This window comes from Stenotrophomonas sp. 1278, assembly GCF_029892765.1.
Classification (GTDB): domain Bacteria; phylum Pseudomonadota; class Gammaproteobacteria; order Xanthomonadales; family Xanthomonadaceae; genus Stenotrophomonas; species Stenotrophomonas indicatrix.
In genome coordinates, this window is record NZ_JARXWD010000005.1 from 125,093 (window position 1) to 150,695 (window position 25,603).

Here is a 25,603-nt window from a genome sequence, read left to right on the forward strand (position 1 = left end):
TTACCAGCTGCCCGAGGCGCCACCGCCTCCGCTGCGGCCACCACCACCGGACCAGTCGCTGGAACTGCTTGAGGACGCACTGGACGACGAGGTGCTGGACGAGGAGCGGTAGCCTTTGGACGACCCCCGGCCGCCGCGGTTTTTTTCGCCGGGCAGCAGAGTGAACACCCAGATGAAGTACAGGAACAGCGTGCCCATGCTGGACACGATCGCCGCCAGCACGCGGGCGTTCTCCTCGCCGGCACGGTCGATGGCCAGCAGCGCGCCCAGCGCATAGCCACCGGTCAGCAGCACCAGCACCACCAAGCGGATGGCGAAGCTGTTGCGGTTCTTCCGCCAACGCGCGCGACCGGCCTGCACCAGGAAGAACACCAGCATGGCGGCGATGCCGACCGCCAGGTTCAGCAGCGTGTGCAGCGCAAGGCTGGGCGGCAACTGGCCGCGTACCAGCATCACCGCGAAGAAGCCGGTGCTGACGGCCAGCATGCCGTACAGCACGATGCGTACGCCGCCGCTGCGACGCCAGCACCAGCCCAGCAGGGTTGCCACCGGTACGGCGGGCAGCAGCACGAAGACCAACGCCGGCAGCACGTGGCGCGGCAGCAGCAGCGACGCAGAAAGCCCCCCCGCGGCGATCACCGCCGTCACCAGCAGCGGTCTGCCCCATGCAGGCAATGTCGGCCACGTTGACCTGGGCATCGCCGCATTGGCTGCCAGTGCCTTGCGCCGCCGCTCGCGGCGGTTACCGATGAAATCAGCTTCGGTCCTCGTCGCCAGCAGACGCGGCGGCGATCGCCACAGACCGGCCAGGAAGCCCGCCAGCAACGTCAGCGCGACGACTGAATCCCCCGTGCGCCAGTCCGCGGGCAACACGTTGCGTGCCGGCGTATCTTCCCAGGGCGGCAATTGCTCGCCGTCGACCAGCGCAACCAGCACGTGGGTGCCATCCAGCACGCCCTGGTCCAGGTCTCCCTCGCGCAGCCGGGGCACGATCGCCTTGTCGATGATGCGCGCGGCATAGGCATCGGGAATGGTGCCTTCCAGGCCATAGCCGGTCTGGATGCGTACACGCCGATCCTGCACCGCCACCAGCAGCAGTACGCCGTCATCGACGCCGGCGCGGCCCAGCTGCCATTGGTCGAAGACCCGCTGCGCATAGGCTTCGATGCCTTCCTCGCCAACGCTGGGCACCACCAGCACCTGCAGCTGCGCGCCCTTGCGTGCCTGCAGCTGCAATGCCTGCTCGCGCAGCGCGGCGCGGGTGCTGGCGGACAGCGCATTGGCGGTGTCCACCACCGGGTCATTCAACGCTGGGACCGGGGCTGCCGCCAGCGCCAGCAGCGGCAGCAGGCAGAGCAGCAGTGCAAGCCATGCCCAGTGCCCTGCGTTGCGCCACTGCCGCACCCGCCTCATGGGGCTGCCGCGCTCTGCACGTGCAGAGCACGACGTGGGGCCGACCCGTTGCTCGGCAATGACGGTGGTACACATGCTTCGGAACGGCATCCGTGTATTTCCTCACTCCGGAAAGGGAAAAGCCGGCCGGGTCGCCCCGGCCGGCCTCCTTTACCACACACCTCTTGTCAGGCAGCGGTCAACGGCCCATGGCCACTCGCTGCTGCTCGTCCTGTACGTGCTGCTGCGAGGGCTCATGCTTGGCCAGCAGTGCAGCACTGGTCTCCTGCACGCTTGGCGCCGTCTGGGTCATGTCCACCGCAGTGCGGAAGCCGGGAACGGTGCCCATCACGAATGCCTTGCCATCCTGCAAGGTCACGCCCTGCAGCTTCTCCGGCGAATCGATGCCGGCGGCCTTGGCCTGGGCAGTCACATGGGCGGCCATCTCGTTGCAGATCATGCCCGGCATGTGGCCGCGGATCGCGTTGTGCAGCGGCGTATCCGGATGCGCCTTGTCGCCCAGTTGCGGCCCTTTCGGCGCCGCCTCGGCTTGGCTGCGGCCTTCGGCCAGCTTGCCCAGCGTGGCCGGACCGGCCACGCCGTCGGCGGAGAGGCCCTGCTGCTTCTGGTAGGCAGTCAGCGCATCGCGGGTATTGGCACCAAAGTTGCCATCCTCGCTCAGCCGGTTGCCGTGGCTGTCGCGCACGCCCAAGCGGTTGAGCTCCTTCTGCATGGCAGTCACTTCCTCGCCCTTGGCGCCCTGGCGCAGTACACCGCCGTGGTCGCCATCGTGCGCATGGCCACCCTTGCCGGTTTCCTTCAGCTTGCCCTGGTCCCAGAAATCCTGCGGGCTGACCAGCTTGCCGTGCGGATCCTTCAACTGGTAATGCACGTGCTGGGCATACTGCCCTGCACCACCGGGGCCACGCCCACCCATGGTGCCGATCGGTTCGCCGGCCTTGATCGGCTGGCCCTCCTTCACCTGGGTCGACTGCAGGTGCAGGATCTCGTGCGAGTTGCCCTGCGCATCTCTGATCTTCACCGTGCCGTAGTCGCCACCGACAAAGGTCACCGTGCCGGAAATCGGCGCATTGACGGTCGGATGCTGCAGGTTGCGGCCGTGCTGGCCACCGACGTAGTTGAAGTCGGTGCCGCCGTGCGGCTTGTGCGCACGGTGTTCGCCGAACTCACCGGTAACGTGCGGCTTGACCCCGTTCTGCGGGGGCAGCATCACCTGCATCGTCTGCTCGAAGTTGCGGGTCTGGCCTTCAGCATGTGCCGCTGCCGGCTTGGCCTGCGCCTGTGCAGCGGCGCCCACGGCGGCTGCGGTCTGGCCACCATGGGACTGGCCGTGGGTCTGCGCCAGGCGCTGCTCCACGAACTGCTCGTACCTGTCCACGTATGGCATCACCTTCTTTTCGGAAAGGTTGAGGCCGCCGTAGTCGCGGGTCGGACCATCGTGATGGTACTTGTAGATGTATTCCTCGCCCTGGCCGCGCTTGTGTGCCAGGTTGCGGTTGTCAATGTAGTGGTCAACCAATGCATCGGACTGGGCGCCGACGTCGAAGCGGTTACGGTTGTTGAGGTGGTAGTGATTGCCGGTCTTGTCGATGAACTGGCCCAGGCCCGAGGCCGAGGTGGTGCCTGCGGCAGCATCGGGGTTGAATCCCGATTCCACGCGGGCGATGGCCAGTACGTGTGCGGTTTCGCGCGGGGTCAGTCCCTTCTCGCGCGCCGACTCGATGAGCGTGTCGATCACCCGTGACTGCACCTCCGGGGTTGCATCGCCCCACCGGCGGGAGTTCCCGTGCAGGCGCCCGTCGCTCTGGTCGATCGGCTCGCGGTAGTGGCTCCACGATTTGATGCGGTCACTGCTGTAGGCCGCCCCGCGGGGCTGGACCATGTCCTGGTAGATGTCTGCCATGTCTGTGCTATCCATTCTATGAAAAAGGGAATTTCCTTAAGGGGTACTGCTCCTGGTACTTCCGGTGTTGCGGTACTGCGCTCGCAGCGCACATGCGACGTCCTGCCGCTGCGCTCAGTCTTCGATGTAGTTCACCTCCGGGTGCTTGATGCCGAGCGTGTCGATCAGCTTCTCGTACTCGTCGTTGTTGGGCTCCTGCTCATCGCCTTCCGTGCCACGCAGCGGCGGCGTGCTGTGGGTCAGCTGGCGGCCACTGGCGTCGTACAGGTAGTACCACTCGCAGAAGCTGCAGCCGAACGGCAGTTCACCGTACTGCACGACGAAATACGGCGTGCCGCTCCGGTCCTGCACGCAGGCCAGGCCGACGGCGGTGTAGCCGTCCATTTCCTTGGGTACGGCAATGGCCTGGCGTGTGCCGTCCTTTTCGATTTCCAGCGTGGTCAGCCGGGAAGCGTCCGTGTCTTGGGTGGGCAGGGCCGCCAGGTGCAGGCGGGTGCCTTGGCAATCGATATGCATGCCGGTCTCATCGCGCGTAGGGGAGGTGGGAAGGGATGCGGCCGCGGCGGCAGGTGCGGCCGGCGTCGTTGCCGGGTTCGAAGAAGCAGGGGTCGCCGCCGGCGCGGATGCCTCCGGGCCGCTGCAGGCAGCGAGCATCAGGGCCAGCACGGGGGCAACGGGAAACAGGCGCATGCGATGCTCCTTGGGGTGAACCACGCGACCCCCGCAGGCGGTCGCGCGGAGGATCAGATCGATTCGTCCTCACGCTTGACCAGCTGCCAGCACGGCTTCTGGGCAAAGGTGTAGGTCTGCTGGTCGCTGGTATCGGGAGTGCGCATCTGCACCTGCACCTGTCCGTCAGGCAGACGGGTGACCTGCATCTGGCGACCCTGCCGCTGCAGCGTGGCCGGATCCGGCATCACCGGCCATTCGACCTTGGCCAGTGGCACTTTCTCCTCCACCTTGCGCGGCTCCGGCTCGGCTTCGGCATCGATGTGGCTGTCCAGCAGCGGATCGGCCGTGGACGTTTCCTGCAACGCGATCTCGTTGCCGAAGTGCTTGAGGAACTCGTCGAAGACCGGATGGGGGCAGTTGCCAGCGGCCTCTGCCGCGGTCGTGGCGCCCGGTGCGACGGGCGTCGTGGCTGCAGCCGTGCTGGTCGGAGCGGGTGCGGCGGCATCAGCGGGGGCAGCCTGCGGGGCGGGCTTGCAGCCCGACAGCGCAAGCCCCAACGCAAGGGCAAGCAGGGCAACGGGGCGAAGCTGGTTCACGGGATCCTCCTGATTCCGGGCGGTCGCGCGCGGTTCCGGCGCGGTAGGGAGGCAAGGATAGCCATGCCTTTGTCAATTCAGTTTCAACACACGCTGTCAGGAATATCCCGACACTCAGAAATGAGATGGATATCACATTACTATTGAAGCCGTCGTCGTCGCGGCTGCCGCTAGACTACCCCGCCCCCCCGCTTTGACCCTGGCCCGATGCGCGTATTCCTGCTTGTCTTATTCCTGCTGGTACCTGCGCTGTGGCCCTGCTCGGTGGCCGCGTTGGAGGTGTTGGAGGTCCAGGAAGGCGACCTGCTGTTCGTCACCGCCGGCCATGGCGGCCTGAGTGCGGCCATCGACGATGCGACCGGAAAACAAGGCGCGCCCAGCTTCGACCATGTCGCGCTGGTGGCTTCCGCACCGCAAGGCTGGGAGGTGCTGCACGCCGATGAAGAGGGCTCGCGCCGGCAGACGCTGGAACAGTTCCGCGAGGACGCGAAAGGCAAGCAGCGGCAGATCGTGGTCTATCGCCTGCGTGCGCCGCCGGACAATGCCATCGCCGATGCCGTGGCCACCGCGCGCACGATGCTGGGCAAACCGTACAACACTGCCTACGTGTTGAACGACGACAGTTACTACTGCTCGGATTTCATCGAGCGCGCGTTCCGTGCGCACCATGTGTTCGCACTGCAGCCGATGAACTTCCGCAACCCGCAGACCGGTGAGATCTCCCGGCACTGGGTTGATCTGTATCGCGGCATGGGCATGGAGGTACCGCAGGGCCTGCCCGGTACCAACCCCAACGACATGGCTGCAGCACCGGTGCTGCAGCGGATCGGCGTACTGGAATAAGCGAAGCCCCGCGCGGGGCGGGGCTTCGTCGGTGATGGATGGCGGCTGCCAGGATCACTCTTCCTCGTCCTGCCCGCCCTGCTGCTGGTTCTGGTTGCGCTTCTGCTGCTCCTGCTGCTGTTGCTGCTGCTGGTCGCGGCCGCGCCCCTGCTGCTGATCCTGCTGGTTCTGCTGGCCCTGCTGCTTCTGGTTCGGGTTCTGGTTCTGCTGTGCCATGTCCGATCTCCAAATGCCACGCGCGGAATGCGGTGGACGGGGCCATCGTCGGCAGCGATTGGTTAACCATGCGTTGTGAGCGGGCTACACCCATGTGTACGTGCGTGAATGAACCGGCGCCAGCCCTTGCGGCACTAGCGACTGAAGGATTCATGCGGGTTTGGCATGTCGTCATGCTGCAGCCGGAAACGAACGCATTCAGCGTGCCTGCCCGCCGCGGCGCGCGCAGCGGCGGCCTACGCCCATGGTCCCATTTGCAGCATGCAGGGCCGCCGCCTATCGTCGGAATGACGTCACCCCGGAGATGCGCATGGCCCGCGACACTGCAGCACGCCCCACCTACGAACAGGCACTGGCCGATTTCAGCATCGAGCGCGGACAGCGACAGTTGCACGGTGACCTGCAGACCGGCATCAACGCCTGCGTGGAGTGCTGCGACCGCCACTGCGGCCGCAACGCGCTGGCGCTGCGCTGGGCGGACGCCCACGGTGCCCTGCATCGGTACACCTTCGAGGACCTGCGCGATGCCTCCGCGCGTGTTGCCCAGGTGCTGGCCGCGCAGGGCATCGGCAAGGGCGATGTGGTGGCCGGCCTGCTGCCGCGCACACCGGACCTGCTGGCGACCATCCTCGGCACCTGGCGGGTGGGTGCGATCTACCAGCCGCTGTTCACTGCGTTCGGCCCCAAGGCCATCGAAACACGGTTGAAAACCGGGCGCACCGCATTGGTGGTGACCGACAGCGCAAACCGCAGCAAGCTGGACGAGGTCAATGGCTGCCCCCCGGTCGCCACCCTCCTGGCACCGGAGCAGACACTACGTGCCGGCGACATCGACTGGACCGCACGCACCGCCGATGCCACACCTGATTTCGCGCCGGTGATGCTGCGCGGCGATGCGCTGATGGCACTGCTGTCCACCTCCGGCACCACCGGCAGCCCCAAGGGCGTGCCGGTGCCGCTGCGCGCATTGCTGGCCTTTGCCAGTTACATGCAGTTGGCCGTGGACCTGCGCCCAGAGGACGTGTTCTGGAACATCGCCGATCCCGGCTGGGCCTACGGGCTGTATTACGCCGTGATCGGCCCGCTGCTGCTGGGCCAGGCCACCACCTTCAGCGAAGCCGGTTTCAGCGTGCAGGGGCTGAACGACATCGTCACGCGGCTGGGTGTCACCAATCTTGCCGGCTCGCCCACAGCGTACCGGCAGATCATCGCCGCCGGACCCGAGGCCAGTGCGGCCATCAACGGCAAGCTGCGGGTGGTGAGCAGCGCCGGCGAACCGCTGAACCCGGAGATCGCCCGTTGGTTCGCCGCCCATCTGGGCACCACGGTGCTCGACCACTACGGCCAGACCGAGACCGGCATGGTGGTCAACAACCACCACGCACTGGACCACGCCGTGCGGCCGGGATCATCGGGCTTTGCGATGCCCGGTTACCGCGTGGCGGTACTGGACGATGCCGGCAACGAACTGCCGCCGCGCACGCCCGGCATCCTCGCCGTGGACCTGCAGCAGTCGCCGATCATGTGGTTCACCGGCTACTACGGTGCCGACACACCGGCGCTGGGCGATCGCTACTACCTCACCGGTGATTCGGTGGAATGCGAGGACGACGGCTCGATCAGTTTCATCGGCCGCTCGGACGACCTGATCACCTCGTCGGGCTATCGCATCGGTCCATTCGATGTGGAGAGCGTGCTGATGGAACACCCTGCGGTGGCGGAAACGGCGGTGATCGGCGTACCCGATCCAGAGCGCACCGAGATCGTCAAGGCGTTCGTGATCCTGCGCGCTGGGTTCAGCGGCAGCGACACGCTGGCGCAGGAACTGCAGCAGCATGTGCGACGCCGGCTGTCCGCCCATGCGTACCCGCGCCAGGTGGCGTTCGTGGCGGAACTACCAAAGACGCCCAGTGGCAAGCTGCAGCGCTTCCTGCTGCGCAAGGCCGAGATCGAAAAACTGGCTCCGGCTGGCTGAGGGTCTCCGGGGTCAGAGCCCGTCCTTCGAAAGGGATCTGACCCCACATGACCCCGTGCTTGCGCTACGGCATCACCGGCGGCACGTAGGCCAGGGTCATGCCCAGCAGCCACAGCAACCCCAGCACCAGCGGGATGTGCACCAGCAGCTGGATGAACGTGAAGCCGACGATGTCGCGGGCCTTCAGGCCGAGCACGCCCAGCAGTGGCAGCATCCAGAACGGATTGATCAGGTTCGGCAGCGCTTCCGCCGCGTTGTAGACCTGCACCGCCCAGCCCAGGTGCGCCTTCAGCTCGTTCGCGGCCTGCATCACGTACGGCGCTTCGATGATCCACTTGCCGCCACCGGACGGTACGAAGAAGCCCAGCACCGCCGAGTACACGCCCATCACCAGCGCGAACGTATCGGTGCTGGCCACCTGCACGAACAGGCTCGACAGCCGGTGCGCCAGCGTCTCACCGTCGCCACCGGCAGCGTGGGTGAGGATCATCGCGATGCCGCCGTACAGCGGGAACTGGATCAGCACACCGGTGGTGCTCGGTACCGCCTTGGCCACCGCGTTGAGGAAGCTGCGCGGGCGCCAGTGCAGCAGCAGGCCCAGCGAGATGAACATGAAGTTGTAGGTGTTGAGGTTGGCGATCGCGCTGACCAGCGGCTTGTTGGCGAACTCGTTGAACAGCCAGCCGAAGGCCAGCAGCGAAAGCAGCACGGTCAACAACGGGCTGTACTCCAGCCACTCGCCCGGACGGGTGCGGCGCTGCAGCGGCTCCGGTTCGGCCTGCGCCGCGCCGGGGAAATCTTCGGCGGTACGCGCACTGCCGGCAGCCGGCGCGGTCAGCCAGGCGATCAGCAGCGAGACCACGATCAACACCGAGGTCAGCGCGATCGACTGCCACAGGAAGATGGTTTCGGTGAACGGCAGCACGCCGGTGATCTCCACCAGCCCCGGCGGCATGCTGGCCGGGTTGGCCTGCAGCTGTGCCGCCGACGAACTCAGGCCCATCGCCCACACCGCGCCCAGGCCCAGGTAGGCCGAGGCACCGGCAGCCCGATAGTCCATGCGCAGCTCGGTGCGGCGGGCCAGCGCGCGCACCAGCAGGCCGCCGAACACCAGCGAGAAGCCCCAGCTGAGCAGCGAGGCCAGCATGCTGACCAGGCCGACGTACACCACGGCACCACGACCGGTGCGTGGCACCCGGGCCAGGTAGTCGATGAAGCGCGCGACCACCGGTGCAGTGGCTACCGCATAACCACCGATGACCACGAAGGCCATCTGCATGGTGAAGGGAATCAGGCTCCAGAAGCCGTCGCCGAAGGCACTGGCGGTAGCCTGCGGGGTGGCGCCGAAGCTCATCGCCGCCAGCGCGACAATGACCACGCCCAGCACCGCGAACACGTACGCATCGGGGAACCATTTTTCCGCCCAGGCGGCCGAGCGCAGCGCAGCGCGCGCCATCCAGCCGTCCTGTACTGCTGCCGTCGAGGCCATCGCCTACCCTCCCAGGTTCGATGGCCTGATTCTGGGCGGTGGGGTGCGGGCTGTCAGCCACCTATTGGTCGTAGGTGGCCGCCCGCCGGGGATGGCCCGGCGCTACCAGTTCGGCCGAGGATTCCGACCCGTGCACATGGCGCGGGGTAGCGCCGGGCCATGCCCGGCCGCCTTCTCAACGCAGCGCCAGATCCACGGCGATACCGGCAAACAGCGCGGCACCCACCCAGTTGTTGTGCAGGAAGGCCTTGAAGCACGGCCCACGCTCGCGGTTGCGGCAGATCCAGAACTCGTACACCACCAGCAGCGTCGCCACCGCTACGCCGGCCAGGTAGTACCCACCCAGCCCGCCGCGCACGCCCACCAGCGCCATCGTGGCCAGGAACAGCGCGTACAGCACGCCCTGGATGACCAGGTCCAGGTCGCCGAACAGGATCGCAGTGGAGTGCGAACCCATCTTCAGGTCGTCTTCGCGGTCGACCATGGCGTACCAGGTGTCGTAGGCGGTGGACCACAGGATGTTGCCGGCATACAGCAGCCAGCCCAGCATCGGCACCTCGCCCTGCACGGCGGCGAAGGCCATCGGGATGCCCCAGCCGAAGGACATGCCCAGGTAGACCTGCGGCAGATGGGTGTAGCGCTTCAGGTAGGGATAGCTGGCCGCCAGGAACACGCCGATGAAGCTCAGGGCGATGGTCAGGCCGTTCAGGGTCAGCACCAGGCCGAAGGCCACCAGCATCAGCACCGCGAACAGCGCCAGCGCCGCACGGCCGCTGATCGCACCAGTCGCCAGCGGTCGCGCCTTGGTGCGCTCCACGTGCGGGTCGAGCCAGCGGTCGGCGTAGTCGTTGATGACGCAACCGGCCGAGCGGGTCAGCCACACGCCTGCGGTGAACACGAACAGGGTCCACAGCGGCGGCAGGCCGCCAGCAGCCAGCCACAACGCCCACCAGGTGGGCCACAGCAGCAGCAGCGTGCCGATCGGGCGATCGGCGCGCATCAGGGACCAGTAATGCCGCCAACGCGGCGTCGGCGCCGGATGCGGCGCGGAAAGGGGGGTATCAGCCATGACACTAGGATACTCCTGTGCCTTCGGACCGACTTTGCCGGCGGGGGGAGATTTGTGCGGCGAAACTGGATAGAATGCCCATCCCGCACCGCCTCATTGCGTTGCGATGCCCGCCCCGGCCCTGGCCGACGGCGCGGCGGTTCCACCACGCGCTCGTAGCTCAGCCGGATAGAGTAGTGGCTTCCGAAGCCATTGGTCGGGGGTTCGAATCCCTCCGGGCGCGCCATCTTCCCTCAGTCTTCCGTCCTCGCCTGCCACCACGGCATGGCGCGCTGGTCGTGGGTTCATTCGGCTTCCCGATCCCCCGCTGCGGCTCCGTTGCGCTGAGCTGGAAGGGAATCGAGCGGTAGGCGGAGCCCTGCGCGTCGCGGACGATGATCGAGAATTCCTCCCCAGCGCTGGTCGCGCCGGGCAGAAACGCGCCGTCGCCGTCGAACAGCACCGTCACCGGTTAGCCGGGCACGATGGACGTCCTGCTTGGTCATGCTGCAGATCCTCCATTGATGTTCCGCGTGCCGATTACTGGATGACCCGGCAGCGGCGGCGAGGCACCTGCACACTGCCGCTGCTCAACTTCTTAGCGCACTACAGCGCCGCCGAGCATCGACCGAACACGTTGGCGGGCTTCTCCCGCAGGCTCACGGCAACCACCCGGTGTTTCTGCTCGCCGCAGCCCCCCATGACCCCATACATGATGAGAAGTCCCTTGTCGTTGACGTAGCCGATGAACCTGCCATTACCTTCATCCGAAGCGGTCCTGACGAGATAGACGCTCTCCCCGGGGGCTGGCTCCAGGCCACTCAACGGCATTGAACCAATCTTCCCTTCAACCTCTGATGCCGATACTGCGACTAGTGAGCTCTTCAACATCCACTCCGCTATGGCGGCTTCACTATCCGGATCAAGCGTAGAAATGCGGTCAAGCGGCAGAGTCGTTGAATTGCCAGGGAAGATCGCGTCGGATGAAACATCTACCCAGTCCGACCTCCATTCCGTGTGTTGAAATTTGTTGATGCTGCACCCGCCCAGCATTGGCAAGACCAGCAGCGCTGCGCGCAAGATGCTAGCCACCGGCCCTTTGATGATGTCCCTTGCTGGGGCACCTGGAATCTCCCTGCAATTGCCGCGCCACAGAGCGGCCAGATGCCCGCTGGTGGGCGGACCCACCCGAACGGAATCACTCGCCGATACCCGGCCACGGTGCGTCTCATGCATGCCATGCCACTCCTAATTTTCCACACCGGACGTCACTGCGAGTCTATCCGCCAGCCCAGGGCCAGGATGTCGAGTGAGCTGGCAGTGGTACAGGTTTCGATGCGGAAGCACTGAAGCCTTGGCAGCAACACACCCGAGGCCGCCCAGCGCCGTCTGCCATCGGCCAGTAGCTTGCTGTCCTCATCGACATATGCGCGGTCGATCGTGTCCTCACCCAGGACACCGAAGTTGAGCGCCAATCGTGCGCCGCGGCATTCAAGGAACACCACCCGCGCATTGCGCCCGTCGGGCCAGCGCACGTGGACCACTACTTCATCCTGGATGCCCGGATTGCTGCGGTCTACGGACACCGCAGTCAAGATGGCGTCCGACCAGGGCAGTGCGTTGAACTCAAGGATCATGCGGGGTACCTCCTTCCTGGCTCTGGCAGCACGTTGGCATAGGTCCATCTCCCGTCCAGAGCCAGCGCTCGCCTCATGCTCGAACGTTTCGACTTGTTTGATGGAGCACCAGTTGCCAATGCTGTGACATGAGGCATGCAATTTCGGCACCGATCGTCGCTTCGATGAGGACAATGCACCCCGTCCCATCGAGTTCATGCGGGTCCGCAGGGTCCACTCCAAGCAGGGCACACGCACGATCAAACTCGAATGATGCTTCGCGCTCAGTGAAGACACTCAGGTCCAGAATGATGTTCTGCATCGAGAAGCCATCGATACTGAGGCGGACAATGTCATCGAAGATGACCTCATGCACATATCTTCCGCATTCCGTGGACAGAGAGAGTGCAAGACGGCGGCGATCTTCAATGCGGAGTCCATCAATGTGCAGATCATGCAGACAGCTCATGCTCCGTCCATCTGGATTTTCGATGTTCAACAGACAGACCTCCTCAACTGAAAAGGAAGATCATGCTGTGACGCTGCTTTGAGCGCGCGCGCCAAACACACTGCGGTACCAATAGGCGTCACTGCGCCTGAACCAGGTCGAGAAGGCTTCAGAATCGAAAACTTTGAGCTGTTCCATGGCAATACGGTAGCGCTGGAAGAAAGCCAATATGTCACGTAGCACCTCGGCATCCACCCGTCGCTTGTCGACCTGGATGTAGATGATCCGGCCCCGGCCAACCACTTCCATGACGCACTCCATCTGATCCAGCCAGCCGAAGAATTGCGCTTCGTCCCGTGGGGAGTAGAACACCACACTATCGGCCTGCAGTTCCACCTTTTCCATTTTCATTGCGCGACCCTCTCCAGTCGAACGATTGCACTTATCATGCCTCTTGTCGGCTCGGCAATATGTGGGTGCCAGCTCGCCGAGGGGCCATACTCATTGCGATGCTTCTAACACGTGTGTGCTCATCGATGGGTGTCGTCAGCGTCGTCCACACTCGGGAACTTCCCCCGGCGTGCTGGGAATCAGCCTGACCGGGCGGCACGCTGTACTCGCCGCCAGACCTCGTCCGACATGAAGTTCTTCCACGTTCGGCCAAGCAGCTCACGAACAGAAGGGTGCTGCTTTGCCAGGCTCTCCAGCTTCTCGATCTCTGCCTCGCCATGGGCCACCAAGTAGTCCTCCAATGGTCCGGCAGCGAGACTGGATAGCAGAGGTGCATCCACATCCATCTGCCTGACGGCCTCAATGAATTCCCATCCTCCGTCGGCATCCCGCTGAATGATGTCATCGACAACATCCAGCACCTGCATGTGCGATTGCCGCTCACTGGCGCCCATGGGAAGTCGATTGAACTGAACCCATGCTTCGGCGATCGTCTGCGGTCCACCATGCGGCCTTCCGGCTGATTCAATACTTTTATTTCGATGCATCCCAGATTTTCCCGGTTGAGAGGCCAAGCGAACAGCTTCACCCCACTACAGGAGGATAGATTTCAACTGAGACACCAAGGCTCAGTTCAAAAATTCTTTTGAGCAAGCTGTGATCAAGCTCAAAACCTCCCAACGCTTCCGTAAAGAGACTTACATAGAACTCCGCCTTCCCACCGCCACCGACAATCTCATCCAAGAACCGAGCCTTGGCGGACAGCACATCGCACCACCTACGCAGCTCCTCGTCCAACTCAACACTCGCCTTGCGCACGAGCTGCATTGAAACGTACGTTTCCTCGCACAGGCTCCCATCCGAAGATGGCGGGCGTGGATCGCCCACTGTCCTTGAGAATCTGGGCGTCAGACCGAACTCCAACGCGATATCAGACGCCCGCATGGAGGGGTGCCAGATCCGCAGCGAAATATTCGTTACCTGAATAGACATGAGAGGCGTGGAAGGGTCGCGCTAAATGCTGAGTACCATCTGCAACCCGTTCTGCAAAACGATCTTTGCGCGATTGAGGTCACATTGATCATCGCCACCGGGTAGCCGCCAGTCAGATTGATGAAACCGTTGTAGACGTAGGTGAGGGGCAGCCGCTTAAGATCGGCCACCTTCAGGACCTGATCCTACGCTCAACTGGATAGCGCGAAACAGGGTGTGGAGCACGCTACTTCTTTGAGGTCTCAATCGGCGTGCCCGTCGCACCGTCTTGGGTCTGGGTCAGTCGGCCGAGCGCGTCATAGGCGTACTTGGCTAGCACTTCCGAGCCCGCACCGCTCTTCAATTCGGTGATCGAACCGACGGAATCATGGCCATCCCATCAGAAATGACGACAATTCTTTTGGATCAATTATTTCTTGCCGACTTTGTTATCCATACCAGGGGCCCGCCCAAAACGTAAAGGACAGCTTTCAGCACCTCGAAGATCTTCTGGCGCCCGCTCAAGGCAACGCTCGCTGAATACTTCTCCCGAATCGCGCGCCTCCTGCGTGCGACGCCAACTTTAGCGTCGCTTCGCGAAGTCGAAATCGTTCGTTTTGATTTACTTACCATCAGCCTCATCCATTCCCCGAGCAACGGCCAAGCTCAGAATTTTTCCGGGAACGATCAGCAGCAGCATATATCCACTCAGAAGGAATGGTATGGATTGCCTCTCAATGCTGCCCTGGAATCCAGCCGCAAGAATAGCCAGTGTTCCAGCCATCCCGACAGCAGACACCCATCTCCTTGATAATGTGACATTTATCTCGTGCTCGCCCCCATTCATCAGTGGAGCCACACTTTTCAAGACTAGGAACACCACAACCAAGTTCAGCATCAGCCCAGCGATAACAAGAATGAACATTTTCCAACCTGTCAATGGTGGAAACAGCACGCTCATGAAATCAAGCGACGCCAGAACGAAGCATGTCATCAATCTGCTCTTTGTACTTTTCATCATTTGACCTTGCACCAGCACTCCTCAGCCGCTTCGGCGAATTTCATCGCTTCGACGCCCAAGCTTAGCAAGCCCAAATTGCGTCCAATGACTCGAAAAAGCTGATTTAGGCTCTTGTTAGCTTGGATGCCCGTTCTAATTTGAGATTGTTCTCTAAGATTCCTTCCCCATCGATCAAGTTCCTGAAGCCTTGCGTTGGCAGCGGCATCTGCCCTCCACGTGTGCACCTCAGTCGCCGCTGCAGCCGTGCTCATCACCGCAGAGGCTGAATCCAGAGAATGGGCACCCTCAGTGAACGCTTTGATTGTTCCAACTCCGGGCGTCAGATTTAGAGCAGAATCGAGGATTGCCGCCTCCACGCACGCGTCAGAGGCCCGAGGCTCACCCCCGATGTACGCCCCCATGGGTCCAACGCTCTGCAAACCCTCTGGATCAGAGTAGCTCACCGGATTGCCATGTACATAGGCATAGGTGCTTACGCCCCCTTCCAACCCAATCGGATCGCTCTGCGAGTACCGCCCCACTCCCGGGTCGTATTCCCGCTGGTAGTTGTAGAACAAGCCACTCGCATCGGTGGCCTGCTGGCCCGGGAAGCGCAGCGCCAGATCAAACACCACGCCATCCCCATCGGGATCATTGGCCGGCGCCTGATCGCCAAACACCTCACTCTTGTTGCTCCACTCCCAGATCGCAACATCACGCAACGGGTCGATCACTACGCGCGGTGTCCCCAGGTGATCGGGCTGGATGTACGCCAGCTCCGGCACGCCCGAGGCTGGTGTCTGGATCAACGCCACCGGGTAGTTGTCCAGCCAGATCGCCTGTTGCTGCGCTTGCCCGGTCGTCGAGTAGTTGCCGACCCACTGCCCGGGGCTTCGTCATAGACAGTGACCTACGCATCGCCACTGGCTGGCACACATTGCCTGCGGCATCTTGGTTGCGCGCCTGAACGTGCACGGCATCAGGCGATGGCCGTCAGCCGGATAGGGTGTAGCTCGCCGTCCCCGCCGACGTGGCCAGCGAGGTGCGGTCACCGGTGGCGTCGTAGCCCGTCGCACCGTCCTGGGTTTGGGTCAGTTGGCCGAGCGCGGCGCGCTATGGATACCCCAGCACACCCCGCAATGGAAGCGCTTAGACGCACATCTATTCCGCCTTCGCTCGCCGAAGCCGAAGCAAGCCGACAGACCCAACTTTCCACATAACAAAAGCTATGGCGAGGGAGATCACAACGAATGCCAGACCTGCAAATCCATACCGACCGCCCTGATTCGAAAGGTCAATTACAACAAAAATAAGCATTACTAGATTAGCAGTAGCTATAAGGCAAGCCACCACCCTCATCGCCCAGAAAAACATGGTGTAGTAAGCCTGAAGAAAATTCTTCCATCCAGTCATATCAAGGACACCCGCACCCTTTGCCAGTTGGCGTAGCCATCTGCCCTGAGATCGTATACCCGGATCCAGTCATTGCACCAAATCCAACACCAGGAAGCGGTGGGATGGAGATGGATCCACCACTCATCTTATCTCTTTCCATATCTTCCAACGAGAAGAGGCGACGCAGCCAAGCCCAGTTGTCGCCCTCCTTATTTCCTTCCAACAGGTTGGTGGATCCTTGAACGGAGCCGCCAATGGACGGCCCCCAGCCGCCGGCCACTTCAGAGTATCGATAAACGCCCCAAGATCTGTCTGGCAACGGGCCAGAACTCTCCGAGGCACTTATTGATGTACCTGCACCTAGATACGCCCCCCCGCCAAGCATTCCGCTTATCTGCAATGAACCATAGATTTGGTAGCAGGAAACATTGCCCAAATTTTTTGGAATCGATACCCCGACGTTTATCGATCCAGTCACTGCCACACCTGGGCCAGCCCCCCCCGCCGAACCCCCAACCCCGACTTGCTTATTCAATCCCAAGGGGTCCGTGAATTCGACGGAGTTGCCTGTAGCGTAAATAAAGGTCGACACTCCCCCCTCCAACCCAATCGGATCACTCTGCGAGTACCGCCCCACCGCCGGCTCGTACTCCCGCTGGTAGTTGTAGAACAAGCCACTCGCATCCGTCGCCTGCTGGCCCGGGAAGCGCAGCGCCAGCTCAAACGCCACACCGTCCCCGTCCGGGTCATTGGCCGGTGCCTGATCGCCAAACACCTCGCTCTTGTTACTCCACTCCCAGATCGCGACATCGCGCATCGGGTCGATCACCACACGCGGCGTACCCAGGTGATCGGGCTGGATGTACGCCAGCCCCGGCACGCCCGTGGCGGGTGTCTGGATCAACGCCACCGGGTAGTTGTCCAGCCAGATCGCCTGATGCTGCGCTTGCCCGGTCGCCGAGTAGTTGCCGACCCACTGCCCGGCTTCGTCATAGACAGTGATCTGCGCATCACCACTGGCTGGCGCACGCAGCACGCGCTCACCGCGGTGGTTGTAACCGTAACTCTCCACGACAGCAGCACCCTGCTTCACCGCACTCATGCGATTGGCATCGTTGTAGGCGAACGTCTTGCTGCCAATGCTGGTGGTGTTGCCTGCGGCATCCTGGTTGCGCGCCTGACCGTCCACGGCAATCAGTCGATGGCTGTCAGCCGGATAGGTATAGCTTGCGGTCCCGGCCGACGTGGTCAGCGAGGTGCGGTTGCCGGTGGCGTCGTAGCCATAGGTTTCAATCGGCGTGCCCGTCGCACCGTCTTGGGTCTGGGTCAGTCGGCCGAGCGTGTCATAGGCGTACTTGGCCAGCACTTCCGAGCCCGCACCGCTCTTCAGCTCGGTGATCGAGCCGACGGGATCGTAGCCGTAGCCCAGTGACAGACCGCCCGCCGCGGGGTCATGCACCGCCTGCGGACGGTAGTCCAAATCCAGCGGGCGCTGCAGCTGGCGGCCGTTTCCGTAGGTCCAGCCGGTCGCCGGCCCGAAGGCTGCGTGGGTCACGTTGTTGACCACCACCTGCCGGGCCTGTCCCGGGCGGGTCAGGCCAATCTGGCTGATCCGCCCCTGGGCGTCGCGCACATAGTCGGCGACGCTGCCGTCCGGGTAGGTCAACGCGGTCAGGCGACCGGACTTGCTGTAGGCGTAGCGCAGCGTGCTGGCTACACCGTTGATCGTCTGCACCTTGCGGGTGACCTGGCCAAAGCGGTCATGGCAGTACGCGGTGCTGCCATTGGCGTGCAGCACCTGGCCCAGGCGACCCTTGGCGAAACGCTCGTCGCTGGCACATACGGCTGGTGCGGTGTCGTAGTGATAGCCCACGTCCAGGTTGGGATCCGGATAGGCAATGCCGACCAGTCGATTGAGCGCGTCGTAGCTGTAGGTGGCGGTCACGCCGCGCGCATCAGTGCGAGTCTTGCGGTTGCCAGCGGCGTCAACAGTGAAAGTAGTGTTCCCGCTGTCGGGGCTGACCTGTCCGGTCAGATCACCAAAGCCGTTGTAGGCGTAGGTGGTGTGCAGGCCCTTGGGATCGGTCACCTGGGTGACCTGATCCAGCGCGTTGTACTGGCTGCGGATTTCCGCGGCAACACCGCCCACGTCCTGCAGGGTCTGCGCCAGCCGGTTCAGCGGATCGTACTGCTGGGTCGTCTCACGCTGCAGGGCATCGGTGACCGACTGCGGATTGCCATTGGCGTCGTACGCAAAGCCGGTGGCATTGTTGCCGGCATCCTTCAGCGTGGTCAGCTGCCCGAGTGTGTTGTAGACACGGGCCAGCGTGCGGCGCAGCGTGCCATCCGCATCGACCGTGTTCTCCTGCAGGCGGTTGCCGGCGTTGTCCAGAGTGTAGTGAATGGTGTTGTCGGCACTGTCGGCAATGTCCGTCAGCCGCTGCGCGGCGTCGTAGACGTAAGTGACGCTGCTGCCGTCGGGTTCGGTGGTCCGTTGTACCTGGCCAGTCGGCCAGTAGCTGATCTGTGTAGCCCGGTCCTCGGCTGTGGTAGCACCGCGCACGGTGACGGAGGTCGGCCAGCCGCGGGCATGGTAGGTGTAATCGGTGACCACGCCGTTGGCGTCCTTCGCCGACAACGGCCGCCCGAGTGCGTCGTAGGCCAGGGTCTCGACCGTCTGGCCCAGCGCATTGGTCACGCTGCGCAGGTCGCCCTTGCGATAACTGCAGGCACCACTGGTCGCGCATCCCGCGTCGTCCGCGGTGTAGTAGGCATAGGTGGAGACATCCGCCACATCACTGCGCGGGCCATCCACGCTACGCAGCAGTCCCACCAGCGGGCACTCCGGGCCCTCTGCCTCACAGTAGGTCTGCGTGGTGATGCGGGTGTCACCGGTCACCATGTCGCGCACGGTGATGGTGGTTGGCTGGAGGCGCGCATTGCGTGCGATGCGAATCTCACGGTTACCGACGGTCTGCTGCACCAGCCGATTGCTGTCCATGGCGACGCGCGTCTCGCTGACGCGCTGATCCGGAGTACCGGCCGCTTCGGTGGTGGTGGTCACGCTGACGGCGCCTACGGCAGCATCGCTGGCCTCGGCATAGGCGTAGCTGGTGACGACACCACGACGATCGGTCACCGACTGCAGCCGACGCCGGAAATCGGTGCCCTCGGGCAGATAGGCGCGAGTGGTGCTGCCGTTGCTTTCGGTGATGCCATTGACCTTGCGCGGAAGGCCGCTGGTACCGCTGGCAGTCAATGCGTAGGTGCTCTGCTTGCCCAGTGCGTCGGTGACGATGGTGGTGCCTGCCTGGGTGTACTCCAAGCGCACGCCATCAATGCCCACGTCGGCCTGACTGCAATCGCCGGAATGGCGGCTGCAGGTGACCCGCCCCTTGGCGTCGTAGCCGAACCAGCTGTAGCGACGGGTGTCTTCGGCGGTCACGCCGGTCAGATAGGCCGGGAAGCGGGCGTCCTCATAGTGATACGTGCGGCTGGCACCGTCTGCGTAGGTCGCGCTGATCAATTCGCCGGCGGGGGAGTAGGCGTAGCTCACCACAGGCTGGCCGGCAACCACCAGGGCCGAGATCAGTGAATCGTCGCCCTGCACCAAGTACTGGACGTCCACGCGCCGACCGGTTGAATGGGTGATGCTGAGCAGGCGGCCACGGCTGTCGTGTGCATAGATCAGCGACGTTCCGTCTTCGAAATCGCGGCGCTGCATCAAGCCAGCGGCATCAAAATGAATGCGCTCTCCGGCACGTGAAAGTTGCCAGTTGGTGCCCTGCTGGACCGCGCGATCGCCGCTTCCGTCCATGGCTTCGTAGCTTGCCCCCACTTTCTGGAATGCGGTCTGCCCGCCATCGGCGCCGATCAGCCCAACTTTCAGTTCAGGGCTGGGAGGGAAGGTGGCGTCGTCTATGCCTGCGGTAAGCCGCAGATTGTGGGAATGGGTCCAGCCCGTACCCAACGCGCCGCCCGCCGTGCTTGTCAGGGAGTGATAGTGGCGTTCGAAGCTCACCCATCCAAGGTTGAAATCCGGCTCAGGCTGGGATTTATCGCCAGTGGTCGGATCACACGGGTTACCAACAGGACACTGCTGCGGCGGCAGCGGCGCGCTTGTGTAGGAGAGCATGGGCGACATGTGCGGCTCGTCCTGCCGGACCAGAGAGCACATCTGCAGGGCCTCATTCCACGTCAGGGACGGTCGATTCGGACAAAGCGCCGTTCTGGCCCGGCGCACATGCTCCCACCCCACTATCGACGAGCATTCTTGAGTGCTCTGGTGATAGAAGTTCAAGGTGTAATGAAAATCTTTCTCCTCGTTGGTGACGCTACCGTCGTCGCCCCTGCCAAGTCCAAGGAGCTCCACCCAAGGATCCTCCGTGAGGGTAGTCGCCGGGCACTGCGGGTCGCTGACGCGGGTAGCGAGGATCACGCTACGAATCTGATCTTCGGATGAGTACTCCTGCCCTGAGTGGGTGTAGACCCAGTCGGTAGTAACGATCTTCTCGGGTCTCACCCGGTAATCGTAGATGACCTTCTTTCCAAGGACGCGTTGGCGTTTGACATGCCAATCGAAGGGTTTGTCCTTCTCGTACTGGGAAAAGAGCGACTTGATGTCCTTCTGCACCGCCGCTTCGGTGGCTCGCGGCTGGCCCATCGACAGATAGCTCTCCCACTTCTTCTGCACCTCCTGCGCCTGCACCGCAGTGGTACCCACGCACCCCAGCGCGGCCATCGCCAGCACTGCGCACGACAGACCCTTCAATCGCTTCAACATCCCTGTTCTCCTTCCTGGACGGTTACCGCACCGGGAGGAACGAAGGCGCTCGGGCAGCCATTGCCCTTTCCCGCCCTGCTTCGGATCGTCCCTGTTCCGGATTGCGGCGTGGCCGCATGGGGACGTTATCTCCGATGTGGGTTACGCATTCAAGTCAGAAAGTGTGGAACCGGTTGAATTTCAGAGTTTTCTGATAACCGCCAACCATCGATAGCGGCCCGAAGATACAAAAACGCCGGGCAGTGCCCGGCGTTTCCGTCACAGCGTGGAAGGGTGTAGACCTCAGTACTTTCCGTCAAACGCAAAAATCGGCTTGCGCTTCTGCCACAATCCCGCAGTGAAATCGGGGAACTCCAGCGTCTGGAAACTGTTGGCGATCGACTGCTCGCTCAACGGGGTAATCGCGCTCCACGTCACTGCGTCGTAGATGTCGATCGGCATCGGCGCCTTGGCCTTCAGCGCTTCCACGAACGCATGGATCACGAACCAGTCCATGCCGCCATGGCCGGCGCTGGCAGCGGTATCGGCATTCTGCTTCCACAGCGGATGTTCGTACTGGTCCTGGTACTTCTTGAACTCTTCCCACTGGTGCGGCGGGCTGCGGCCTTCGATGTGGATCGAATGGTTCACGTCCATCCACAGGCCCTTGGTGCCCTGCACGCGGAAGCCCATCGAATACGGTCGCGGCAGCGAGGTGTCGTGCTGCAGCAGGATGGTCTCGCCGTTCTCGCAGGCCAGCGTGGTGGTGACGATGTCGCCGAGCTTGAACTTCACCCTGGTGCTGGGGTGGGTGGTGCCGCCGCTCTTGGCTACGGTGTATTCGTGCAGGCCACGCGCCTTGGTGGCGAATGCGTTGATGTGGGTGAAACGGTTGCCGCGGTTGATGCCGGTATACATCGCGCACGGGCCGATGCCGTGGCTGGGGTAGAGCTCACCATTGCGCTCCACCGAGTGTTCGGTGCGCCAGCGTGCTTCGCTCCAGCCCTTGGGGCCGAATTCCACGCCGCTGTCGTAGGGCTGGTTCGGGTCGCCGGAGTTGAACTTCACCCCGCGCAGGTCGTGCTGGTAACCGGCCTGCAGGTGCACCAGTTCGCCGAACAGACCCTGCCGCACCATCTGCAGGGCCGCCATCACGTCACGGCGGTAACAGACGTTCTCCAGCAGCATGTACGGGGTGCCGGTGCTCAGCTGGGTCTTCAGCACATCCCAGTGGTCCTGCAGGGTGATGCCGGCCACCACTTCGCAGCCCACGGCCACGCCGGCCTGCATCGCGGCAATCGCCATCGGTGCGTGGTACTCCCACGGCGTGGCGATGATCACGCCATCGATGCCCTTCTGCTCCAGCAGGCGCTTCCACGCGTTGATGTCGCGGTCCTGGCCGTAGGTCTTCGGCGCGGGCTTGCCCGCCTTGCTGACCATCTCCACGGCGCGGCCGAGCATGATCGGCTCGATATCACACAGAGCAACGACCTCCACGTCGTCGCGGCGTACCAGTTCCTTCAGCAGCACCAGGCCGCGCATGCCGGTACCGATCACGGCCAGGCGTACCTTGCGGCCACGTGCCCATGCCGGGGTCTGCGGCAGCAGGCTGCTGGCGGCGACAGCGGCGCTGGCCGCGATGAATTCCCTACGCTTCATGGCAAACACTCTCCTCTTGAAGGCGCGCCAGCCTGGGCCGGCGCGCCTGGTCACGCAAACGGAATTACTTGAACCGGTAGCCGATGGTCACACTGTAACCACGACCGAAGATGGTGGCGTAGTCACTGGAGTCACCCAGGAAGCTGTTGGGATCGTAGAACGGCAGGCGGTTGAACAGGTTCTTGACGGTGAAGCTCAGGTTCCACGCATCGTCCGGGCGCCAGGTGACGCTCATGTTGGCGGTCCACCACGACGGTGCACCATCGCACTTGCTCTTTTCCAGGGCCAGGTAACCGCCGGTGCAGGTTTCCTTGTTGTTGCTTTCTTCGTCGATCTGGTCGGTGGCCCACTTGGTGCCGCCCACGTAGTTGACGAACATGCTGGTGGTGACCTGCTTGTAGGTCCAGTCGGCATTGAGCGTCGCACGCAGGCGCGGGTTGTTGTAATAGCCCACCACGTCGCCGTAGTACCAGCCGTTCTGTTCATCCATGTAGAAGCGGTTGCGGTTGGCGATGGTGGCGGCCAGGCCGATGTTCAGCCCGCCCCACTCACCCAGCGAGAAGCGGCTGCGCGCATCGATGTCGAAGCCATCGATCAGGGTCTTGCCGCGGTTCTTGTACTGGCCCACCACGCTAGCCACGTTGCCGGCCGAGTAGCCCGGCAGCGTTCCCGGGCAGCTCACACCGCTTGCCGGGTCGGCGCACATCGCCGCCAGCTGCGCCAGATTGGCGCGGTCGCTGTCGGTGATCGGCGAGCGCGACGAGGAGATGATGTCTTCGGCGCGGCGGTAGTCCGGGGCAACGATTTCGTTGTCGCGGTAGATGAACCAGTAATCGGCCGACACCGACAGCCAGCTGGCCGGCTCGTAGACGAAGCCCAGCGTGGCGATCTTCGCCTTCTCCGGCTTCAGGTTCTGGTTCGGCTGGGTCATGCGGGCCACGGTACGGCTGCAGTCCACGTTGAGCAGGCTCTTGCCCAGGTCGACATCACCGCCGCGCTGCGATTTCAGCAGCAGGTTGGCGATGGCGTTGGTCTCGGCGCAGCGCAGTTCATCACGGTAGCCGCCCAGCTGCGCGTACACGCCGCCGTTGCCGGACTCGGCCAGGCTGGGGGCGCGGAAGCCGGTGGAATAGGTACCGCGCAGCATCAGCTGGTCGAATGCCTGGTACTTGAAGCCGATCTTCGGCGCGACGTTGGCGCTGAAGTTCGGGTACTTGTCCACGCGCACGGCCGCGTCCAGCTCCAGCTTCTCGGTAATCGGCGCCACCGTTTCAGCAAACAGCGCATAGGTGTTGCGCGCGCCATCGAACCACGAGCCACCCTGCTGGGTGATCAGGCCGGCGGCCGCGTCGGCGTTGCCGGGGGTGTAGAAGGTTTCACGGCTGGCGTTGAAACCGAACGCGGCGCGCATGTCACCGGCCGGCAGCTGGAACAGCGGGCCTTCGATCTTGCCGTCCAGGGTATGCAGGCGCGTCCACGACTGGATGTCGAAGGTCGGGAAGGCGCCGCGGATCAGTGCGGCGTTGGCCTCGCTGATCTCACCGAACTTGTACGCCGGATGATCGGAGATGATCACACGACCCGTGCCCGGGTCGATGCTGTAAGGACCGAAGGCCTTCTCGAAGCCCTTCACGTTGACGTTGATCGTCTGGTAGGTGGTCGAGTGCGTGCCGGCGGTGGCGAACGCGGTTTCCCAGTTCCAGTCACCGACGTTGCCGCGCGCGCCGGTCAGCACGCGGTAGCTCTTGTCGGTGTTGCGCTGGCCGAAGTAGTTGGCGCCGGCATCCTGCAGCAGGTACTGCAGGCCGACCACGCCACCCATCATGGCCTTCAGCTCGGGGCTGGCGTGGTTGTACTCGTTGTTCGGGCCCAGGAACGGATACAGGAACTGGTTGACGTTGTTGCCGGTATCGCGCGAGAACCAGCTGGTCGGGTTGCCGGTGGTGGTGCCGTAGCTGCGCGGGGTGCCGCCGTTGGCACGCAGGTCGATATCGGTATATGTGGCCTCGGCGAAGATCTCGGTGCTGTCGCCCACCAGGAAGGTGCCGTTGAGGTAGGCGGTGTTGCGCTCGGATTTGGCGCCGGCGTCGATCTCGTTGTTCATCCAGGTTTCCCAGACGCAACGCGGGCCGGCCGCTTCACTGGTCAGCACGTTCTTGCAGCCGGGCGCGGCTTCCTGCACGCGGCGGCCGGTCACCGGATCGAACGCGAAATAGCTGCCCGGGTTGAACTCACCCGGCTTGCTGCCCACGCCCAGGCGCAGGTTGTTCAGGTAGTTGGGGTTGTTGACGTAGTACTGGTCCGGGCGCTTGTCATAGAAGTCGGCCAGCGGAATCGCGTCGCGGCGGTACATGTTCACCGCGCCGTAGATGTTGAAGCGGTTCTCGGTGAGGTCACCGAAGCCGGCGGTGATGCTGGCCTGGCGCTCGCCGTAGGAATCGATGCGCGAGGAGGTGTCGTTGGTGAAGCTGATCTCCGCGCCCTGGAAGTTGCGCTTGGTGATCACGTTGATCACGCCGGCCACCGCGTCGGTGCCGTACACGGCCGAGGCGCCGTCGGTCAGCACTTCCATGCGTTCGATGGCGGCGGCGGGAATCGCATCGATGTTGACGAACTGGGTCTGGAAACCCGCCGGCGCACCGTAGTACGACAGGCGGCGGCCATTCAACAGCACCAGCGTGCCCTGTGCGCCGAGGCCGCGCAGGTTGGCCTGCGAAGCGCCGTCGGAGCCGGTGAACAGCGAGCGCGAATCCTGCTGCGCTGGCCGGGCGGCCGGCAGGTTGTCGAGCACCTGCAGCAGCGTGCGCGCACCCATGTTCTGGATGTCCTGCTTGCTGATCACCTGCACCGGCGAGGCGGTTTCAACGTCGGTGCGGCGGATGTTGGAACCGGTGACCTCGATGCGGGCCAGGTCGGTGGCCTTGTCCTTGCTCTCCTGGGCGAAGGCAGGAACGGCGACCGACAGCAGCACGCCGGCGATGGCCAGCGACAACGGTGCGATCGAACGACAGGGGGGGCGGTGGTGGCGGGCGGGCAACATCGGGGTTCTCTCCTGGCAGGGGTGCGGCGCGAATGGTGGATCGGCGGGCAAAACGCTCCCGGGCCACGGCTCCCACCGTCGTGGTGAAGCCGTAGTCGGAATGGGC

Annotated in this window: 19 protein-coding genes, 1 tRNA gene and 1 pseudogene; 3 read left to right on the forward strand and 18 right to left on the reverse strand. The window is 63.6% G+C overall.

Annotated features, from left to right (window positions below):
* The 4 genes from M2299_RS07275 to M2299_RS07290 form a co-directional block, all read right to left on the reverse strand.
* The gene (locus M2299_RS07275; RefSeq protein ID WP_280884151.1) at positions 1 to 1,413 is read right to left on the reverse strand and encodes a TPM domain-containing protein; all 1,413 of its coding nucleotides are present in this window, start codon (positions 1,411 to 1,413) and stop codon (positions 1 to 3) included.
* A gap of 178 nt (positions 1,414 to 1,591) precedes the next feature.
* Positions 1,592 to 3,316 carry a peptidoglycan-binding protein gene (locus M2299_RS07280; protein ID WP_099844025.1) on the reverse strand — a complete coding sequence of 575 codons (1,725 nt, stop codon included), beginning with the start codon at positions 3,314 to 3,316 and terminating at the stop codon, positions 1,592 to 1,594.
* A gap of 114 nt (positions 3,317 to 3,430) precedes the next feature.
* Positions 3,431 to 4,006, reverse strand: a complete 576-nt coding sequence (locus M2299_RS07285; protein ID WP_223483019.1) for a hypothetical protein — start codon at positions 4,004 to 4,006, stop codon at positions 3,431 to 3,433.
* 53 nt (positions 4,007 to 4,059) lie between these two features.
* Positions 4,060 to 4,584 carry a hypothetical protein gene (locus M2299_RS07290; RefSeq protein WP_059065466.1) on the reverse strand — a complete coding sequence of 175 codons (525 nt, stop codon included), beginning with the start codon at positions 4,582 to 4,584 and terminating at the stop codon, positions 4,060 to 4,062.
* 207 nt (positions 4,585 to 4,791) lie between these two features.
* Between M2299_RS07290 and M2299_RS07295 the strand changes: the two genes are divergently transcribed.
* Positions 4,792 to 5,427 carry a YiiX/YebB-like N1pC/P60 family cysteine hydrolase gene (locus M2299_RS07295; RefSeq protein ID WP_099844029.1) on the forward strand — a complete coding sequence of 212 codons (636 nt, stop codon included), beginning with the start codon at positions 4,792 to 4,794 and terminating at the stop codon, positions 5,425 to 5,427.
* Between the two features lie 54 nt (positions 5,428 to 5,481).
* Here M2299_RS07295 and M2299_RS07300 read toward each other — a convergent pair whose 3' ends face one another.
* On the reverse strand, positions 5,482 to 5,643 hold the full coding sequence (locus M2299_RS07300; RefSeq protein WP_164745118.1) for a hypothetical protein: 162 nt from the start codon (positions 5,641 to 5,643) through the stop codon (positions 5,482 to 5,484).
* Between the two features lie 310 nt (positions 5,644 to 5,953).
* Between M2299_RS07300 and M2299_RS07305 the strand changes: the two genes are divergently transcribed.
* Complete coding sequence (locus M2299_RS07305) at positions 5,954 to 7,618, forward strand: AMP-binding protein (protein ID WP_280884128.1); 1,665 nt, start codon at positions 5,954 to 5,956, stop codon at positions 7,616 to 7,618.
* A gap of 64 nt (positions 7,619 to 7,682) precedes the next feature.
* Here M2299_RS07305 and M2299_RS07310 read toward each other — a convergent pair whose 3' ends face one another.
* Entirely contained in the window at positions 7,683 to 9,107 is a 1,425-nt protein-coding gene (locus M2299_RS07310; RefSeq protein ID WP_280884129.1) for a TIGR00366 family protein, read from the reverse strand.
* A 175-nt stretch (positions 9,108 to 9,282) separates the two neighbouring features.
* Positions 9,283 to 10,176: a 4-hydroxybenzoate octaprenyltransferase gene (gene ubiA, locus M2299_RS07315; RefSeq protein ID WP_080149621.1), complete on the reverse strand. Its 894-nt coding sequence runs from the start codon at positions 10,174 to 10,176 to the stop codon at positions 9,283 to 9,285.
* Positions 10,177 to 10,325: 149 nt separating this feature from the next.
* Between ubiA and M2299_RS07320 the strand changes: the two genes are divergently transcribed.
* A tRNA-Arg gene (locus M2299_RS07320) sits at positions 10,326 to 10,402 on the forward strand.
* Positions 10,403 to 10,761: 359 nt separating this feature from the next.
* Here the strand turns inward: M2299_RS07320 and M2299_RS07325 are convergent.
* From M2299_RS07325 to M2299_RS07375, 11 genes and pseudogenes are all read right to left on the reverse strand, one after another.
* A complete protein-coding gene (locus M2299_RS07325) occupies positions 10,762 to 11,391 on the reverse strand; it encodes a hypothetical protein (protein ID WP_280884130.1) in 630 nt (209 codons plus the stop codon).
* 32 nt (positions 11,392 to 11,423) lie between these two features.
* A complete protein-coding gene (locus tag M2299_RS07330; protein WP_093819373.1) occupies positions 11,424 to 11,792 on the reverse strand; it encodes a hypothetical protein in 369 nt (122 codons plus the stop codon).
* 73 nt (positions 11,793 to 11,865) lie between these two features.
* Entirely contained in the window at positions 11,866 to 12,270 is a 405-nt protein-coding gene (locus M2299_RS07335) for a hypothetical protein (protein WP_133119363.1), read from the reverse strand.
* 30 nt (positions 12,271 to 12,300) lie between these two features.
* Entirely contained in the window at positions 12,301 to 12,630 is a 330-nt protein-coding gene (locus M2299_RS07340; protein ID WP_099785759.1) for a hypothetical protein, read from the reverse strand.
* Positions 12,631 to 12,809: 179 nt separating this feature from the next.
* Positions 12,810 to 13,217: a DUF6869 domain-containing protein gene (locus M2299_RS07345; RefSeq protein ID WP_157804429.1), complete on the reverse strand. Its 408-nt coding sequence runs from the start codon at positions 13,215 to 13,217 to the stop codon at positions 12,810 to 12,812.
* Between the two features lie 37 nt (positions 13,218 to 13,254).
* Positions 13,255 to 13,497 carry a hypothetical protein gene (locus M2299_RS07350; RefSeq protein WP_099844037.1) on the reverse strand — a complete coding sequence of 81 codons (243 nt, stop codon included), beginning with the start codon at positions 13,495 to 13,497 and terminating at the stop codon, positions 13,255 to 13,257.
* A 766-nt stretch (positions 13,498 to 14,263) separates the two neighbouring features.
* Positions 14,264 to 14,659, reverse strand: coding sequence for a hypothetical protein (locus M2299_RS07355; protein WP_157804431.1), 396 nt, complete (start codon positions 14,657 to 14,659; stop codon positions 14,264 to 14,266).
* Positions 14,660 to 15,078: 419 nt separating this feature from the next.
* Positions 15,079 to 15,748: pseudogene (locus M2299_RS07360) on the reverse strand (RHS repeat-associated core domain-containing protein); the annotation flags it as partial.
* Between the two features lie 307 nt (positions 15,749 to 16,055).
* On the reverse strand, positions 16,056 to 20,819 hold the full coding sequence (locus M2299_RS07365) for an RHS repeat-associated core domain-containing protein (protein ID WP_280884131.1): 4,764 nt from the start codon (positions 20,817 to 20,819) through the stop codon (positions 16,056 to 16,058).
* Positions 20,820 to 21,101: 282 nt separating this feature from the next.
* Positions 21,102 to 22,457, reverse strand: a complete 1,356-nt coding sequence (locus M2299_RS07370) for a Gfo/Idh/MocA family oxidoreductase (protein WP_117311663.1) — start codon at positions 22,455 to 22,457, stop codon at positions 21,102 to 21,104.
* A gap of 64 nt (positions 22,458 to 22,521) precedes the next feature.
* Positions 22,522 to 25,497, reverse strand: coding sequence for a TonB-dependent receptor (locus M2299_RS07375; protein ID WP_032976876.1), 2,976 nt, complete (start codon positions 25,495 to 25,497; stop codon positions 22,522 to 22,524).
* Positions 25,498 to 25,603 lie beyond the last annotated feature (106 nt).

Coding starts and splice junctions, on each gene's coding strand:
- M2299_RS07275 (WP_280884151.1), bottom strand. CDS start 1,413: ATGAGGCGGGTGCGGCAGTGGCGCAACGCAGGGCACTGGGCATGGCTT.
- M2299_RS07280 (WP_099844025.1), bottom strand. CDS start 3,316: ATGGCAGACATCTACCAGGACATGGTCCAGCCCCGCGGGGCGGCCTAC.
- M2299_RS07285 (WP_223483019.1), bottom strand. CDS start 4,006: ATGCGCCTGTTTCCCGTTGCCCCCGTGCTGGCCCTGATGCTCGCTGCC.
- M2299_RS07295 (WP_099844029.1), top strand. CDS start 4,792: ATGCGCGTATTCCTGCTTGTCTTATTCCTGCTGGTACCTGCGCTGTGG.
- M2299_RS07300 (WP_164745118.1), bottom strand. CDS start 5,643: ATGGCACAGCAGAACCAGAACCCGAACCAGAAGCAGCAGGGCCAGCAG.
- M2299_RS07305 (WP_280884128.1), top strand. CDS start 5,954: ATGGCCCGCGACACTGCAGCACGCCCCACCTACGAACAGGCACTGGCC.
- M2299_RS07310 (WP_280884129.1), bottom strand. CDS start 9,107: ATGGCCTCGACGGCAGCAGTACAGGACGGCTGGATGGCGCGCGCTGCG.
- ubiA (WP_080149621.1), bottom strand. CDS start 10,176: ATGGCTGATACCCCCCTTTCCGCGCCGCATCCGGCGCCGACGCCGCGT.
- M2299_RS07325 (WP_280884130.1), bottom strand. CDS start 11,391: ATGCATGAGACGCACCGTGGCCGGGTATCGGCGAGTGATTCCGTTCGG.
- M2299_RS07330 (WP_093819373.1), bottom strand. CDS start 11,792: ATGATCCTTGAGTTCAACGCACTGCCCTGGTCGGACGCCATCTTGACT.
- M2299_RS07340 (WP_099785759.1), bottom strand. CDS start 12,630: ATGAAAATGGAAAAGGTGGAACTGCAGGCCGATAGTGTGGTGTTCTAC.
- M2299_RS07345 (WP_157804429.1), bottom strand. CDS start 13,217: ATGCATCGAAATAAAAGTATTGAATCAGCCGGAAGGCCGCATGGTGGA.
- M2299_RS07350 (WP_099844037.1), bottom strand. CDS start 13,497: ATGCAGCTCGTGCGCAAGGCGAGTGTTGAGTTGGACGAGGAGCTGCGT.
- M2299_RS07355 (WP_157804431.1), bottom strand. CDS start 14,659: ATGAAAAGTACAAAGAGCAGATTGATGACATGCTTCGTTCTGGCGTCG.
- M2299_RS07365 (WP_280884131.1), bottom strand. CDS start 20,819: ATGTTGAAGCGATTGAAGGGTCTGTCGTGCGCAGTGCTGGCGATGGCC.
- M2299_RS07370 (WP_117311663.1), bottom strand. CDS start 22,457: ATGAAGCGTAGGGAATTCATCGCGGCCAGCGCCGCTGTCGCCGCCAGC.
- M2299_RS07375 (WP_032976876.1), bottom strand. CDS start 25,497: ATGTTGCCCGCCCGCCACCACCGCCCCCCCTGTCGTTCGATCGCACCG.